This window comes from Streptomyces sp. cg36 (genome assembly GCF_041080675.1).
Lineage (GTDB): Bacteria > Actinomycetota > Actinomycetes > Streptomycetales > Streptomycetaceae > Streptomyces.
On sequence record NZ_CP163520.1, the window covers coordinates 6,930,292 to 6,942,691 of the forward strand.

Consider the following 12,400-nt stretch of genomic DNA (forward strand, 5'->3'; position numbering starts at 1 on the left):
GCACCCGGCCACCCACCGGCCCTCTCCCGCACCGACTTGGAGTACTCAGCCGTGGCGCTCATCTCCGCACGGCGCGCCGGACGACGAGGGGCGCGGCGGTTCACCGCCCGCGACCTCGTCGTCCTCGGCGTGCTGCTGGGCATACCCGTCCTGCTCGACCTCGCCATCGTGTGGGGCCCGGCCCTCGCCTCCGTCGTCCTCTCCTTCACCAGCTGGGACGGGATCGGCGACATCAAGTGGGTCGGTACGCAGAACTACACCGACATCTTCACCAACTACCCGCCGTTCTGGCCGGCCGTCCGCCACAACCTGCTGTGGCTGGCCTTCCTCGGGCTGGTCGCCGTCCCGTTCGGGCTGCTGCTCGCGGTGCTGATCGACCGGGGCGTCCGGTTCAGCCGGTTCTACCAGTCGACCCTCTACATGCCCGTCGTGCTCTCGCTGGCCGTCGTCGGCTTCATCGCCCAACTGGTCTTCTCCCGCGACCAGGGCGCCCTCAACGCGCTCGTCGGCGACAAGCAGAACCCGACCGACTGGCTGGGCGATCCGCACCTCAACATCTGGATGATCCTGCTGGCCGCCGCCTGGCGGCACACGGGCTATGTGATGATCCTCTACCTCGCCGGGCTCAAGGCCGTCGACCCGACGCTCAAGGAAGCGGCGGCCATCGACGGGGCCGGGGAGGCCCAGACGTTCTTCCGGGTCGTGCTGCCGACCCTGCGCCCGGTCAATGTGATCGTCGGCGTGATCACCGTCATCGAGTCACTGCGCGCCTTCGACATCGTCTACGCGGTCAACCACGGCCGCAACGGCCTCGAAGTGCTCTCCGTGCTCGTCACCGACAACATCATCGGCGAGGCCAGCCGCATCGGCTTCGGCTCCGCCATCGCCGTCGTGCTGCTGACCGTCTCCCTCGGGTTCGTCGTGACGTACCTGGTCCAGGAGATCCGAGGGGAGAAGAGCCGATGACCGTGGACACCGCACCGATCGCCCCCGCCGCCGCCCCGCCCGCGCCGCCCCCGGCCCGGCGCCGCCGGGTCCGTCCCGGGCGGCTGGGCGTGCACGCCTTCCTGATGGCCGTCTCGCTCGCCTTCCTCGCCCCGCTGCTGCTCGCGGTGTACGCCTCGCTGCGGCCGTACGAGGAGACGTCGAAGGACGGCTACTTCTCGCTCCCCAAGCACCTCTCGTTCGCCTACTACCGGCAGGCGTTCAGCGACTCCGGCATGACGAAGTACTTCGTCAACACGCTGATCATCGCGGTGCCGGGCGTGCTGGTGACGCTCTTCCTCGCCTCGTTCGTGGCCTTCGCCGTCTCCCGGCTGCGGCTGCGCGGCGGCATCGTGCTCCTGATGCTGTTCACGGCGGGCAACCTGCTGCCCCAGCAGGTCATCGTGACGCCGCTGTACGTGCTGTTCAACCGCATCCCGCTGCCGTACTGGATGTCCGACTCGATGACGATGTTCGACTCGTACTGGGCCGTCATCGCCGTGCAGATCGGCTTCCAGATCGGGTTCTGCGTCTTCGTGCTGGCGAACTTCATGCGGACGCTGCCGCAAGAGATCCTGGAGGCGGCGATCGTGGACGGCGCGGGCGTGTGGACCCAGTACTGGCGCATCACGCTGCCGCTGTGCCGCCCGGCGCTGGCGGCCCTGGCCACGCTCCAGTTCACCTGGATGTACAACGACTTCCTGTGGGCGCTGGTCTTCATGTCCGACGGCGACAAGCTCCCGATCACCTCGGCCCTCAACAACCTGCGCGGCCAGTTCTTCACCGACTACAACCTGTTGGCGGCGGGCTCCGTGATCGTGGCCCTGCCGACCCTGCTGGTGTTCCTGGTGCTCCAGCGCCACTTCATCGCGGGCCTGACGCTGGGGTCGAGCAAGGGCTAGGGCCCGTCCGGCGGATCATGGCCGGGGCGGGGGGACGGTCCTCGCCGCGCCCCACACGCTCACCGGAGGCGGCTCAGTGGGCCGCCTCCGGCGCGTACTGGCGCACGACCACCAGGAACGCGTCGGACTCCAGGTCCATCACGACCTCCGCCGCGACGCCCTCGTGCCTGCGGTCGCGCGCGAACTCCTCGGCGGGCCAGCTGCCGCGCGGGTCCCCGGCGGGAAAGCGTTCCAGCACTGTACGACGCATCCGTCGCACCCCCTCGTTCTCGTCCGGCACACGCACAACGACAGCCCCATCGCGTGCGTTACGGCCCCCCGTGGCCGGTGCCCCGCACTCAAGGACGCCGTGCGCCCGCGAAACGTCGCAACCGGTGTGCAACGGGCGCGCCACAGCTGTGCGCATGGTCAGGGGCCCCGGTTCCGCGCGCGGGTTTCCGTGGCACTCTGTTGCGGGCAATCCACTGGGGGCTATGGAAGAGGGGGAACCGTGATCATCTGGATCAACGGTGCGTTCGGCGCGGGCAAGACCAGCACCGCGCGCGAACTGGTCGACCTGATCCCGGACAGCACCTTGTACGACCCCGAAGTGATCGGCGGCGCACTGCGGTACCTGCTGCCGCAGAAACGGCTCGCCGAGGTGGGCGACTACCAGGACCTGCCGATCTGGCGGCGACTGGTGGTGGACGGCGCCGCCGCGATGCTGGCGGAGCTGGGCGGCGTCCTCGTGGTGCCGATGACGCTGCTGCGCCAGGAGTACCGCGACGAGATCTTCGGCGGGCTCGCCTCCCGCCGCATACCGGTCCGGCACGTGCTCCTGACGCATGAGGAAACGATCCTGCGGGCGCGGATAGCGGCCCGCGTCGAAGTACCCGACGACCCCGAGGCGAGCGAACGCTGCCGCCAGTGGGCGTACGAGCACATCGAGCCCTACCGCGCCGCCCTCGGGTGGCTGCGCGAGGACGCCCACGTCCTCGACAACGGCGCCCTCACCCCGCGCCAGAGCGCCGAGCACATCGCCGACGCCGTGCGCACCGGGGCCGCGCCCGTCTGCGAGATCGTCCAGACGCCGGAGCCGACCGCCGAGACGCTCGCCGCCGGAGTGCTGCTCTTCGACGAGAGCGACCGGGTCCTCCTGGTGGATCCGACGTACAAGCCGGGCTGGGAGTTCCCCGGCGGCGTGGTGGAGCGCGGCGAGGCGCCCGCGCGCGCGGGCATGCGCGAGGTGGAGGAGGAGATCGGCATCCGGCTCGGCCGGGTACCGAGGCTGCTCGTCGTCGACTGGGAACCGCCCGCACCGCCCGCGTACGGCGGGCTGCGGCTGCTCTTCGACGGCGGACGCCTCGACCGGGCCGAGGCCGGGCAGGTGCTGCTCCCCGGCTCGGAGCTGCGCGGCTGGCGGTTCGTCGCCGAGGACGAGGCGTCGCGCCTGCTGCCGCCGGTCCGCTACGAACGCCTGCGCTGGGCGCTGAAGGCACGCGAGAAGTCGACCGTCTTCAACCTGGAGGCGGGGGTGCCGGTCGGGTGAGCGGGGGCGGGGGCGCGGTCTTCGCGCCCCCGCGCCGCGTCGGGCGGCGGACCGGGTCCGCCGCCCGGAGCCACGCCCCGGCGGTCCCGCCCGCGGCGCGACCGCCGGAACGCGCGCGGCCCTCACGCTTGTGGGGCCGCGCACGCCCGGCCTGCCCTCACGCCTGCTTGGAGCGCGCGTAGTTGACCAGGAAGTGCGCCTCGGCGACCGACAGCCGCTCCAGCTCCTGCGGGGAGACGCTCTCGTTCACCGCGTGGATCTGCGCCTCCGGCTCGCTCAGACCGATCAGCAGGATCTCGGCCTTCGGGTAGAGCGCGGCGAGCGTGTTGCAGAGCGGGATCGAGCCGCCCATGCCCGACGACTGCATCTCCTCGCCCGGGTAGGCGATCCGCATGGCCTCGGCCATCGAGGTGTACGCGGGGCTGGTGATGTCCGCGCGGAACGGCTGGCCCTGCCCGACCTGCTCGAAGGAGACCCGGGCGTTCCACGGCGTGTGCTTCTCGACGTGCGCGAACAGCAGCTTGGTCGCCTCGGCGGCGTCCACCCCCGGCGGCACCCGCAGGCTGATCTGGGCCCGCGCGCTCGCCGGGATCGACGGGGTCGCGCCCGCCACCGGGTGGCAGTCGATGCCGATCACGGTCACGGCCGGACGCGCCCAGATGCGGTCCGCGACCGTACCGGTGCCGGGCAGCGCCACCCCGTCCAGGACCTTGGCGTCCTTGCGGAACTCCTCCTCCGGGTACTGCAGCCCCTCCCACGCGGAGTCGGCGGCCAGCCCGTCGATCACCGTCTGGCCGTTCTCGTCGCGCAGCGAGTCCAGTACGCGGATCAGCGCCGCAAGGGCGTCCGGCGCGGCGCCGCCGAACTGGCCCGAGTGCAGGTTGCCTTCGAGCGTGTCCACGCGCACCCGGATCATCGTCATGCCGCGCAGGGTCGCGGTGACCGTCGGCAGACCGACCCGGAAGTTGCCGGTGTCGCCGATGACGATGGCGTCGGAGGTCAGCAGCTCGGGGTGGGCCTCGGCGTACCGCTCAAGACCGCCCGTGCCCTGCTCCTCCGAGCCCTCCACGATCACCTTCACGGAGACCGGGACGCCGCCGTTGGCCTTGAGGGCGCGCAGCGCGAGCAGGTGCATGATGAACCCGCCCTTGCAGTCGGCGGCCCCGCGTCCGTACCAGCGCCCGTCGCGCTCGGTCAGCTCGAACGGCGGGCTCAGCCACGCCGACTCGTCCAGCATCGGCTGTACGTCGTAGTGCGCGTACAGCAGCACCGTCGGCGCACCGGCCGGGCCGGGCAGGAACCCGTAGACCGACTGCGAGCCGTCGGGGGTGTCCAGCAGGGCCACGTCCTGGAAGCCCTCGTCGCGCAGCGCCCCGGCCACCCACGCGGCAGCCGCCTCGCACTCGCTCCTCGGCGCCACCGCCTCGTCCGCCACCGAATGGAACGCCACCAGTTCGGTGAGCTCCGCCTGGGCGCGGGGCATCAGAGAGGCGACGGTCTCGGCGATCGGATTCGCGGTCATGGGCACGCTCCTCGTGGGTGCGACGTTGAGGTACACGTACGGACACGCGGGTGCACGCGTTCGTACGGCGAAGGTACGGCCGATCCTCCCACACGGCGGGTCGGACCTACCGCGCCGTAGGATGCGGTCGTCAGCTGGACCATGGGTCGGATCAGGAGCAGAAGCACATCGTGAGCAGCGAGAACGCAGATGCCGGGACGCAGCACGACGAGCCGGTGGACTCGTCCGTGTGGGATGTCGTCGTGGTCGGCGCCGGACCCGCGGGGGCCTCGGCGGCCTACGCGGCGGCGGTCGCGGGCCGGCGGGTGCTCCTCCTGGAGAAAGCGGAGCTGCCCCGCTACAAGACGTGCGGCGGCGGCATCATCGGTCCTTCGCGGGACGCCCTGCCGCCCGGGTTCGAACTGCCCCTGAAGGAGCGGGTGCACGCGGTCACCTTCTCGCTCAACGGCAGGCTCACCCGCACCCGGCGCTCCAAGCAGATGCTGTTCGGGCTGATCAACCGGCCCGAGTTCGACGCCGGACTGGTCGAGGCCGCCCAGAAGGCGGGTGCCGAACTGCGCACCGGCGTGACCGTCCAGCGCGTGGAGCAGCACGGCTCGGCGGTGCCCGACCGGCGTACGGTCGCGGTCGTCCTGGTCGGTGGCGAGACCGTCCTCGCGCGCGCGGTCGTGGGCGCGGACGGCAGCGCCAGCCGCATAGGAGCCCATGTCGGGGTCAAGCTCGACCAGGTGGACCTCGGTCTGGAGGCCGAGATCCCGGTGCCCGCGACGGTCGCGGAGGACTGGGCGGGCCGGGTGCTGATCGACTGGGGCCCGATGCCGGGGAGTTACGGCTGGGTCTTCCCCAAGGGCGACACGCTCACCGTGGGCGTGATCTCGGCCCGGGGCGAGGGCGCCGGCACCAAGCGGTACCTGGAGGACTTCATCGGGCGGCTCGGCCTCGCCGGGTTCGAGCCCGCGATCTCCTCCGGGCATCTGACCCGCTGCCGCAGCGACGACTCGCCGCTCTCGCGCGGCCGGGTCCTGGTGTGCGGGGACGCGGCGGGCCTGCTGGAGCCGTGGACCCGCGAGGGCATCTCGTTCGCGCTGCGCTCCGGGCGGCTCGCCGGTGAGTGGGCGGTGCGGATCGCGGAGTCGCAGGACGCGGTGGACGCGCGGCGCCAGGCGCTGAACTACGCGTTCGCCATCAAGGCGGGCCTCGGTGTGGAGATGGGCGTCGGCCGCCGGATGCTGACGCTGTTCGAGAAGCGTCCGACGATGCTGCACGCGGCGATCACCGGCTTCCGCCCGGCCTGGAAGGCGTTCGCGGACATCACCCGGGGCTCCACGACGCTGGCCGGCCTGGTGCGCTCGCACCCGCTGGCCCGTCGCGCGCTGGACATGGTGGACCGGCGCGAGGCGTAGTCCCCGGCGGCGATGAGGGGCGGCTGCGGCGCCGGCCGGTCACGACCCGGCCGGCCTCGTGGGCGTACCCGGGGACGTCGACCGGGCCGCCCACCGGCGGGCCCTGCTCCGGAACGTCGACCGACGGGCCCCGCACCTGGACGTCGGTCGGCGGGCCCCGCTCCTGGACGTCGACCGGTGGGCTGCCACCCTGGACGTCGACCGGCGGGCCTCACCCCGGGACGTCCACCGGTGAGCTCCGCCTCTGGACGGCCGTCAGCGGTCCTCACCCCTGGACCGTGATGCGGAAGACCGGGTGGTCGGGCGCGGCGGCGATCAGCTCCTCGTCGCTGGACTTCGCGGTGACGCCCTGGAAGTACTGGTTGACCTCCCAGCCCCAGCGCTCCAGATAGGTGCGCAGGACCGCCGTCTTCTCGGCGTCACCGACCTCGACGGCGGTGAAGGTGCGCAGCTTGCGGCCGACCCGCAGCTCGCCGCCGCCCGCGACCCGCATGTTCCGCACCCACTGGGAGTGGCCGCGCGCCGAGACGAGGTACTGCGCGCCCTCGTAGGCGTGCGGGTTCACCGGGATCCGCTGCATCTGGCCGCTCTTGCGGCCCCGCACGGACATCTCGGCGGTGCCGGCCAGGCTCAGGCCGTGCCGGGCGAGCCAGCCGATGGCGCTGTTCATCCGCGTGGTGAAGCTGCTGGCCTTCAGGTAGTACGGCTGCGTCGTCATCGGAGACCCCTCTTGTTCCGGCTCGGCCGGGCGTTCCGGCCCGGCTTGCTTCGGCTTTGAGAGCACTGCTCTCGCTTGAGATCAGTGTGCACGGGACGGGTGCTCCAAAGCAAGAGCAGTGCTCTCTAATTTTATGGGCGCTCGCTGGCCGGATCAGTGATCTCGTTTTAGGGCACCGCTCTCAGAGGTGACAGAATGTCCCCATGAGCACCGTTCAGGGCGCCCGAGCCCGCGCGCGTACCGAGATCACCGCTGCCATCAAGGACGAGGCCAGGAAGCAGCTCGCCGCCGAGGGCGCGGCGAAGCTGTCGCTGCGCGCCGTCGCCCGCGAGGTCGGCATGGTCTCCTCCGCCCTCTACCGCTACTTCCCCAGCCGCGACGACCTGCTGACCGCGCTGATCGTCGACGCGTACGACGCCGTGGGCGAGGCCGCCGCCCGCGCCCGCGCCGAGGCCGATCCGGGCGCCGCCCCCGCCGAACGCTGGGTCGCGGTGTGCCGGGCCGTCCGCGCCTGGGCGCTGGCGCACCCGCACGAGTACGCGCTGATCTACGGCTCGCCCGTACCCGGCTACACCGCGCCCCAGGCCACCGTCGGTCCGGCGTCCCGGGTCGGCCTCGTGCTCATCGGGATCGCCCGCGAGGCCCACGAGGGGCGCGGCCTTGCCGTGCCCCGGCTCGCCCCGGAGCTGCGCCCGGAGGCGGAGCGGATGGCCGCCGAGCTGATGCCCGAGCTGCCCCCGGCGACCGCCGCCGCGCTGGTGGCCGCCTGGGCGCAGCTGTTCGGGCTGGTGTCCTTCGAGGTGTTCGGCCAGTTCCACCGCGTCGTCGAGGACCGGGACGCCTTCTTCGCGCACGCGGCGGCCGGGCTGGCGGCGGGCGTCGGGCTGGTACTCCCCGGGGAGTAGCCGCCACCACCCCGTCCGGCTGACGCCGGGGGCCGTGCCCGGGGCTAGCGTGGCCGGTATGGAAGAGCAGCAGCCGCCGCGCCCCGCCCGGTGCGGGCCACCGCCCTGGGCGCGCCCGGCGCGGCCGAGGTCGCCCTGGCAGCGCTGGTGGGGGAGCGGCGGCGCGGTGGGCACGGACGCCCGGGGCCGTTCGCGGCTGCCGTGGCCGTCGACCGCGGTGCTGACCGCGATCGTCCTCGCCGGTTCCCACTACGCCGCGCACAACCAGACCGGCCGCGCCGCGCTCGACGCGTTCGCCCGGGTGCTGGTGGCCGCCGCCTGCGCGGTGCTGCTGCTGCGCCACCGCCACCCCGTCCTCGCCGTGTTCGGCTCGGCGGGCGCGGTCATGGTCTATCTGGGCGCCGGATATCCCTACGGCCCGGTCTTCGCCGCGGTGGCCGTCGGCTGTTTCGCGGCGATCGCCGCCGGGCACCGCAGGGCCGCCTGGGCCGCGGTCGGGATGCTCTGGCTCGGCCACGTCCTGATCGCCCACTGGCTCTACCGCTGGCTGCCGCCGGGCGGCGACCGCCCCGCGCCCTGGGGGCAGGAACTGGCCGTCGCCGCCTGGGTGCTGGCGATCGTGGCGATCGCCGAGCTCACCCGCGTACGCCGGGAGCAGTGGGCCCGGGCCGGGGCCGAGCGGGCCGCCGCCGACCGGCGCCGCGCCGACGAGGAGCGGCTGCGGATCGCCCGCGAGCTGCACGACGTGCTCGCCCACAGCATCTCCGTCATCAACGTCCAGGCGGGCGTGGGCCTGGCGCTGCTCGACTCCGACCCGGAGCAGGCGCGCACCGCGCTGACCACCATCAAGTCGGCCAGCAAGGAGGCGCTCGGCGAGGTGCGCCAGGTCCTGGACACGCTGCGCGCCCCGGGAGACGCGCCCCGCTCGCCCGCCCCCGGCCTCGACCGGCTCCCCGAGCTCGTCGAGCAGGCGGGCGCGGCCGGGCTCACCGTGCGGACGGGGACGTCCGGCGCGCCGCGGGCGCTGCCGCCCGGCGCGGACCTGGCGGCCTTCCGCATCGTCCAGGAGGCGCTGACCAATGTGGTCCGCCACTCCGGTTCGCGCACCGCCCGGGTCGAGCTGCGCTACGCACCCGGCGCCCTGGAGCTGCGGGTCGACGACGACGGCCCGGCCGCGCCCCGCGAGGCGGGCGGCGGCGGCAACGGCCTGATCGGCATGCGGGAGCGGGCCGCGGCCCTCGGCGGCACGATCGAGGCGGGCCCGCGCCCGGACGGCGGGTTCCGGGTGGTGGCGCGGCTGCCGCTCGGGCGGGCCGGCGCCGGGTCCGGGCCGTCTAGCCTGGGCCCATGGACGTGACGCCCCCCGACCGGCCGCCGGTGTCCCCGGTGCGGGTCCTCCTCGCCGACGACCAGTCCCTGGTGCGCGCCGGGTTCCGGGCGCTGCTCGACGCCCAGCCGGACATCGCGGTGGTGGGGGAGGCCGCCGACGGGGAGGAGGCGGTGCGCCTGGTGCGGGAGCTCCGGCCGGACGTGGTGCTGATGGACATCCGCATGCCCCGGCTGGACGGTCTGGCGGCCACCCGGCTGATCACCGGTGAGAGCGGCCCGGACGGGGTGCGGGTGGTCATGCTCACCACGTTCGAGCTCGACGAGTACGTCTTCGAGGCGATCCGCGCCGGGGCCTCCGGATTCCTGGTCAAGGACACCGAGCCGGAGGAGCTGCTGCGGGCGGTACGGGCGGTGGTGGAGGGGGACGCGCTGCTGTCGCCGGGGGTGACGCGGCGGCTGATCGCGGAGTTCGCGGCGCGCTCGCGCGAACCGGCGGCCGTCGAGGGGCTCGGCGGCCTGACCGAACGGGAGCGGGAGGTGATGGCACTGGTCGGGCTCGGCCTCTCCAACGAGGAGATCGCGCACCGGCTGGTGGTCAGCCCGCTCACCGCGAAGACGCACGTGAGCCGCACCATGGTGAAGCTGGGCGCCCGCGACCGGGCCCAACTGGTCGTCCTGGCCTATGAGTCGGGCCTGGTGCGGCCCGGCTGGCTCGGCTGACGCCGGTCGCCGTCGTCCGCGTACGAGAAGCGCCACAGGACCTGTGAGGCGCGGCCGACGAAGGCGAGGACCGCGGCTGCGGCCCCGGCCAGCAGGAGCAGGCCGCGGGCGGGATGGTCGGGCCGGAAGACGAGGACGGGTGCGGCGAGCGCGCCGAAGGCGAGCGCCGCCGCCAGGGTGGCGGTCACCACCGCGTACATGATCTCGACGGTGGCGGCGTCGCGTTCGGCCTGGCTGCGGTTGCCCATGGGAGCAGTCTCCGCGCGGGCGTGGCCGACGGGCAAGGAGCGCCCGTCGGCCACGCCGTCCGCCGGGGACGTGTCAGTCGCGTGCGGCGGCCGTCGCGGGCTCCGGGGCGGTGGCCGCCCCCGGGGCCGTGCCCGCGACGACCAGCGACGGCCGCTCGTGCCGGGTGCGCAGCCCGGTGAGGGTGATCAGCAGTCCGGCGAGCGCGATGCCGGTCACCACCAGCAGGCCCGGCCGGTAGCTGTCCAGGAGCTCCTGCGGGGAGTCGCCCCGGTCGCCCGCGGTGATCACGGCCGTGACCACCGCGAGGAAGATCGCTCCACCGACCTGGATGGAGGTGTTGAGCAGGCCGGAGACCATGCCCTGCTCGCTGTCGTCCACGCCGTTGGTGGCCTGGATGTTGAGCGAGGGGAAGACCAGCGCGCAGGCCGCGCCGAGCAGCAGCATCGAGGGCAGGATCACCACGGCGTACTGCGGGTCGAGGTCGATCCGCAGGAAGAGGGCGTACGCCGCGACCAGGGCCGAGAAGCCCACCGCGATGACGCGCGGGGTGCCGAAGCGGTCCACCACCGAGCCGATCTTCGTGGAGGAGAGCGCCACGAGCACACCGGCGGGCAGGAAGGCCAGCGCGGTCTGGAGCGCGGTCCACTGGAGGACCGACTGCATGTACTGGGTGACCATGAACTGGAATCCGACGTACGAGCCGAAGAAGGCCGCCGCGCCCAGCTGGGTGCGCACCTGGGCGCCGGAGCGGAGCACCCCGAGCCGGATCAGCGGGCTGGCCGTGCGCCGCTCGATGGTGACGAAGAGGACGAGCAGTACGGCGACGGCGAGGAAGGACAGCAGCGTACGGGCCGAGAGCCAGCCGGCCTCGGGGGCCTGGACGACGGTGTAGACGAGCAGCAGCATCGCGCCGGTGCCGGTGATGGCGCCGGGGATGTCGTAGTGGCGGCTGCCCTCGTCGCGCGGGCTCTTCGGGATCAGCTTGAGGCCCACGACCAGCGCGATCACCGCGACCGGCGCGGGGAGCAGCATGGTCCAGCGCCAGCTGAGCTCGGTGAGCAGCCCGGACAGGACCAGTCCCATGGAGAAGCCGGTGGCGGCGCAGGTGGTGTAGATGGAGAGCGCCCGGTTGCGCTGCGGGCCCTCCTTGAACGTCGTGGTGATGATCGAGAGTCCGGCGGGCGCGGTGAAGGCCGCGCTCAGGCCCTTGATGAAGCGGCTGGCGATGAGCAGCGGGCCGGAGTCGACGAGTCCGCCGAGCAGCGAGGCGAGGGCGAAGACCGCCAGGGCGATCAGGAACACCTGGCGGCGGCCCATCAGGTCGGCCGCGCGTCCGCCGAGCAGCAGCAGACCGCCGTATCCGAGGATGTAGCCGCTGACGATCCACTGGAGCGTCGAGGTGGTGAGGTCCAGATCGGTGGCGATCGAGGGCAGGGCGACGCCGACCATGGAGACGTCGAGGGCGTCGAGGAACATCGCGGCGCAGAGCACCAGCAGGGTGCCCCAGAGCCTGGGGCTCCAACGCTCTTGGCTGGTGGGGACGTTGAGCGGAGAGGTCATGCGGAGCAGACTACATGCACATGCATCCAGTGCAAGTGCATTTAATTACGGTGCAACAAAGTGTGACTTCTCTGCTAACGTGCGGCCATGGCGGCCAAGAAGTCCGAGCGCGTGCTCGTGGACGAGTGGCGCGGCATCCTCGCGGTGCACGCGCGCACGACGTGCGAGCTCGATCGCGAGCTGCACCAGTACGGGATCGGGGCGAGCGACTTCGAGGTGCTCGACGTCCTCGCCGAGGGGCGCGCGGAGGACGGCGGTCCCGGCTTCCGCGTCCAGGACCTCGCCTCGCGCGTCCACCTCAGTCAGAGCGCCCTCTCCCGCCTGATCGGCAGGCTGGAGAAGGAGGACCTGGTCGTGCGCGGAATGTGCAGCGAGGACCGGCGGGGCGTCCGGGTGGCGATCACCGACAAGGGCCGGGCCCGCCATGCCGAGGTGCGACCGCTGCAACGCGCGGTGCTCGCCCGGATGCTGGCGGACCGGGCCTGGGGATCGTCTGCGGACCGGCCCTAGGGTTGGCCCGCGGACCGGCCTCCAGGGCCCGTCCTACGTGTCCCGCCGGGGTCGGCGTGCCCGGGACGCT

14 protein-coding genes are annotated in these 12,400 nt (G+C 73.0%); 9 read left to right on the forward strand and 5 right to left on the reverse strand.

Going from position 1 to position 12,400, the window contains the following annotated elements; all coding sequences use genetic code 11:
* The first annotated feature begins 51 nt into the window (after nucleotides 1–51).
* Nucleotides 52–966, forward strand: coding sequence for a carbohydrate ABC transporter permease (locus tag AB5J87_RS30910; protein WP_369381386.1), 915 nt, complete (start codon nucleotides 52–54; stop codon nucleotides 964–966).
* Nucleotides 963–1,886, forward strand: a complete 924-nt coding sequence (locus tag AB5J87_RS30915; protein ID WP_369381388.1) for a carbohydrate ABC transporter permease — start codon at nucleotides 963–965, stop codon at nucleotides 1,884–1,886. The genes AB5J87_RS30910 and AB5J87_RS30915 overlap by 4 nt, the downstream gene beginning before the upstream one ends.
* Before the next feature lie 73 nt (nucleotides 1,887–1,959).
* On the opposite strand, the gene AB5J87_RS30920 is transcribed toward AB5J87_RS30915, so the two are convergent.
* Nucleotides 1,960–2,136 carry a hypothetical protein gene (locus tag AB5J87_RS30920; RefSeq protein WP_369381390.1) on the reverse strand — a complete coding sequence of 59 codons (177 nt, stop codon included), beginning with the start codon at nucleotides 2,134–2,136 and terminating at the stop codon, nucleotides 1,960–1,962.
* 240 nt (nucleotides 2,137–2,376) lie between these two features.
* Between AB5J87_RS30920 and AB5J87_RS30925 the strand changes: the two genes are divergently transcribed.
* Entirely contained in the window at nucleotides 2,377–3,414 is a 1,038-nt protein-coding gene (locus AB5J87_RS30925) for an NUDIX domain-containing protein (RefSeq protein ID WP_369381392.1), read from the forward strand.
* A 157-nt stretch (nucleotides 3,415–3,571) separates the two neighbouring features.
* Here AB5J87_RS30925 and AB5J87_RS30930 read toward each other — a convergent pair whose 3' ends face one another.
* Nucleotides 3,572–4,936, reverse strand: a complete 1,365-nt coding sequence (locus AB5J87_RS30930; RefSeq protein ID WP_369381394.1) for a dipeptidase — start codon at nucleotides 4,934–4,936, stop codon at nucleotides 3,572–3,574.
* Between the two features lie 170 nt (nucleotides 4,937–5,106).
* On the opposite strand from AB5J87_RS30930, the gene AB5J87_RS30935 reads away from it, so the two are divergent.
* Both AB5J87_RS30935 and AB5J87_RS30940 read left to right on the forward strand, forming a co-directional pair.
* Nucleotides 5,107–6,339 (forward strand): geranylgeranyl reductase family protein, encoded by a 1,233-nt coding sequence (locus AB5J87_RS30935; RefSeq protein WP_369381396.1) that lies wholly within the window; start codon nucleotides 5,107–5,109, stop codon nucleotides 6,337–6,339.
* A gap of 58 nt (nucleotides 6,340–6,397) precedes the next feature.
* The gene (locus AB5J87_RS30940) at nucleotides 6,398–6,574 is read left to right on the forward strand and encodes a hypothetical protein (protein WP_369381398.1); all 177 of its coding nucleotides are present in this window, start codon (nucleotides 6,398–6,400) and stop codon (nucleotides 6,572–6,574) included.
* A 30-nt stretch (nucleotides 6,575–6,604) separates the two neighbouring features.
* Here the strand turns inward: AB5J87_RS30940 and AB5J87_RS30945 are convergent, their stop codons facing one another.
* Nucleotides 6,605–7,057, reverse strand: a complete 453-nt coding sequence (locus AB5J87_RS30945; protein ID WP_369381401.1) for a nitroreductase/quinone reductase family protein — start codon at nucleotides 7,055–7,057, stop codon at nucleotides 6,605–6,607.
* A 203-nt stretch (nucleotides 7,058–7,260) separates the two neighbouring features.
* On the opposite strand from AB5J87_RS30945, the gene AB5J87_RS30950 reads away from it, so the two are divergent.
* The 3 genes from AB5J87_RS30950 to AB5J87_RS30960 are packed head-to-tail and all read left to right on the forward strand — an operon-like array spanning nucleotide 7,261 to nucleotide 10,011.
* Nucleotides 7,261–7,962, forward strand: coding sequence for a TetR/AcrR family transcriptional regulator (locus AB5J87_RS30950; RefSeq protein ID WP_369381402.1), 702 nt, complete (start codon nucleotides 7,261–7,263; stop codon nucleotides 7,960–7,962).
* Nucleotides 7,963–8,020: 58 nt separating this feature from the next.
* The gene (locus AB5J87_RS30955; protein WP_369381403.1) at nucleotides 8,021–9,319 is read left to right on the forward strand and encodes a sensor histidine kinase; all 1,299 of its coding nucleotides are present in this window, start codon (nucleotides 8,021–8,023) and stop codon (nucleotides 9,317–9,319) included.
* Nucleotides 9,310–10,011 (forward strand): response regulator, encoded by a 702-nt coding sequence (locus AB5J87_RS30960; RefSeq protein WP_369381406.1) that lies wholly within the window; start codon nucleotides 9,310–9,312, stop codon nucleotides 10,009–10,011. Before AB5J87_RS30955 ends, AB5J87_RS30960 begins: the two co-directional genes overlap by 10 nt.
* Here the strand turns inward: AB5J87_RS30960 and AB5J87_RS30965 are convergent.
* Both AB5J87_RS30965 and AB5J87_RS30970 read right to left on the reverse strand, forming a co-directional pair.
* A complete protein-coding gene (locus AB5J87_RS30965) occupies nucleotides 9,972–10,259 on the reverse strand; it encodes a DUF6332 family protein (RefSeq protein ID WP_369381407.1) in 288 nt (95 codons plus the stop codon). The two genes, AB5J87_RS30960 and AB5J87_RS30965, sit on opposite strands and share 40 nt — an antisense overlap.
* A 73-nt stretch (nucleotides 10,260–10,332) precedes the next feature.
* Nucleotides 10,333–11,820: an MFS transporter gene (locus AB5J87_RS30970; protein WP_369381410.1), complete on the reverse strand. Its 1,488-nt coding sequence runs from the start codon at nucleotides 11,818–11,820 to the stop codon at nucleotides 10,333–10,335.
* An 87-nt stretch (nucleotides 11,821–11,907) separates the two neighbouring features.
* On the opposite strand from AB5J87_RS30970, the gene AB5J87_RS30975 reads away from it, so the two are divergent.
* The gene (locus AB5J87_RS30975; RefSeq protein ID WP_369381411.1) at nucleotides 11,908–12,330 is read left to right on the forward strand and encodes a MarR family winged helix-turn-helix transcriptional regulator; all 423 of its coding nucleotides are present in this window, start codon (nucleotides 11,908–11,910) and stop codon (nucleotides 12,328–12,330) included.
* Nucleotides 12,331–12,400: the final 70 nt, after the last annotated feature.

Bases quoted from the DNA above. Each gene is read 5' to 3' on its own strand.
- AB5J87_RS30920 (WP_369381390.1), bottom strand. From the start codon at position 2,136: ATGCGTCGTACAGTGCTGGAACGCTTTCCCGCCGGGGACCCGCGCGGC.
- AB5J87_RS30930 (WP_369381394.1), bottom strand. From the start codon at position 4,936: ATGACCGCGAATCCGATCGCCGAGACCGTCGCCTCTCTGATGCCCCGC.
- AB5J87_RS30960 (WP_369381406.1), top strand. From the start codon at position 9,310: ATGGACGTGACGCCCCCCGACCGGCCGCCGGTGTCCCCGGTGCGGGTC.
- AB5J87_RS30970 (WP_369381410.1), bottom strand. From the start codon at position 11,820: ATGACCTCTCCGCTCAACGTCCCCACCAGCCAAGAGCGTTGGAGCCCC.
- AB5J87_RS30950 (WP_369381402.1), top strand. From the start codon at position 7,261: ATGAGCACCGTTCAGGGCGCCCGAGCCCGCGCGCGTACCGAGATCACC.
- AB5J87_RS30945 (WP_369381401.1), bottom strand. From the start codon at position 7,057: ATGACGACGCAGCCGTACTACCTGAAGGCCAGCAGCTTCACCACGCGG.
- AB5J87_RS30915 (WP_369381388.1), top strand. From the start codon at position 963: ATGACCGTGGACACCGCACCGATCGCCCCCGCCGCCGCCCCGCCCGCG.
- AB5J87_RS30975 (WP_369381411.1), top strand. From the start codon at position 11,908: ATGGCGGCCAAGAAGTCCGAGCGCGTGCTCGTGGACGAGTGGCGCGGC.
- AB5J87_RS30965 (WP_369381407.1), bottom strand. From the start codon at position 10,259: ATGGGCAACCGCAGCCAGGCCGAACGCGACGCCGCCACCGTCGAGATC.
- AB5J87_RS30955 (WP_369381403.1), top strand. From the start codon at position 8,021: ATGGAAGAGCAGCAGCCGCCGCGCCCCGCCCGGTGCGGGCCACCGCCC.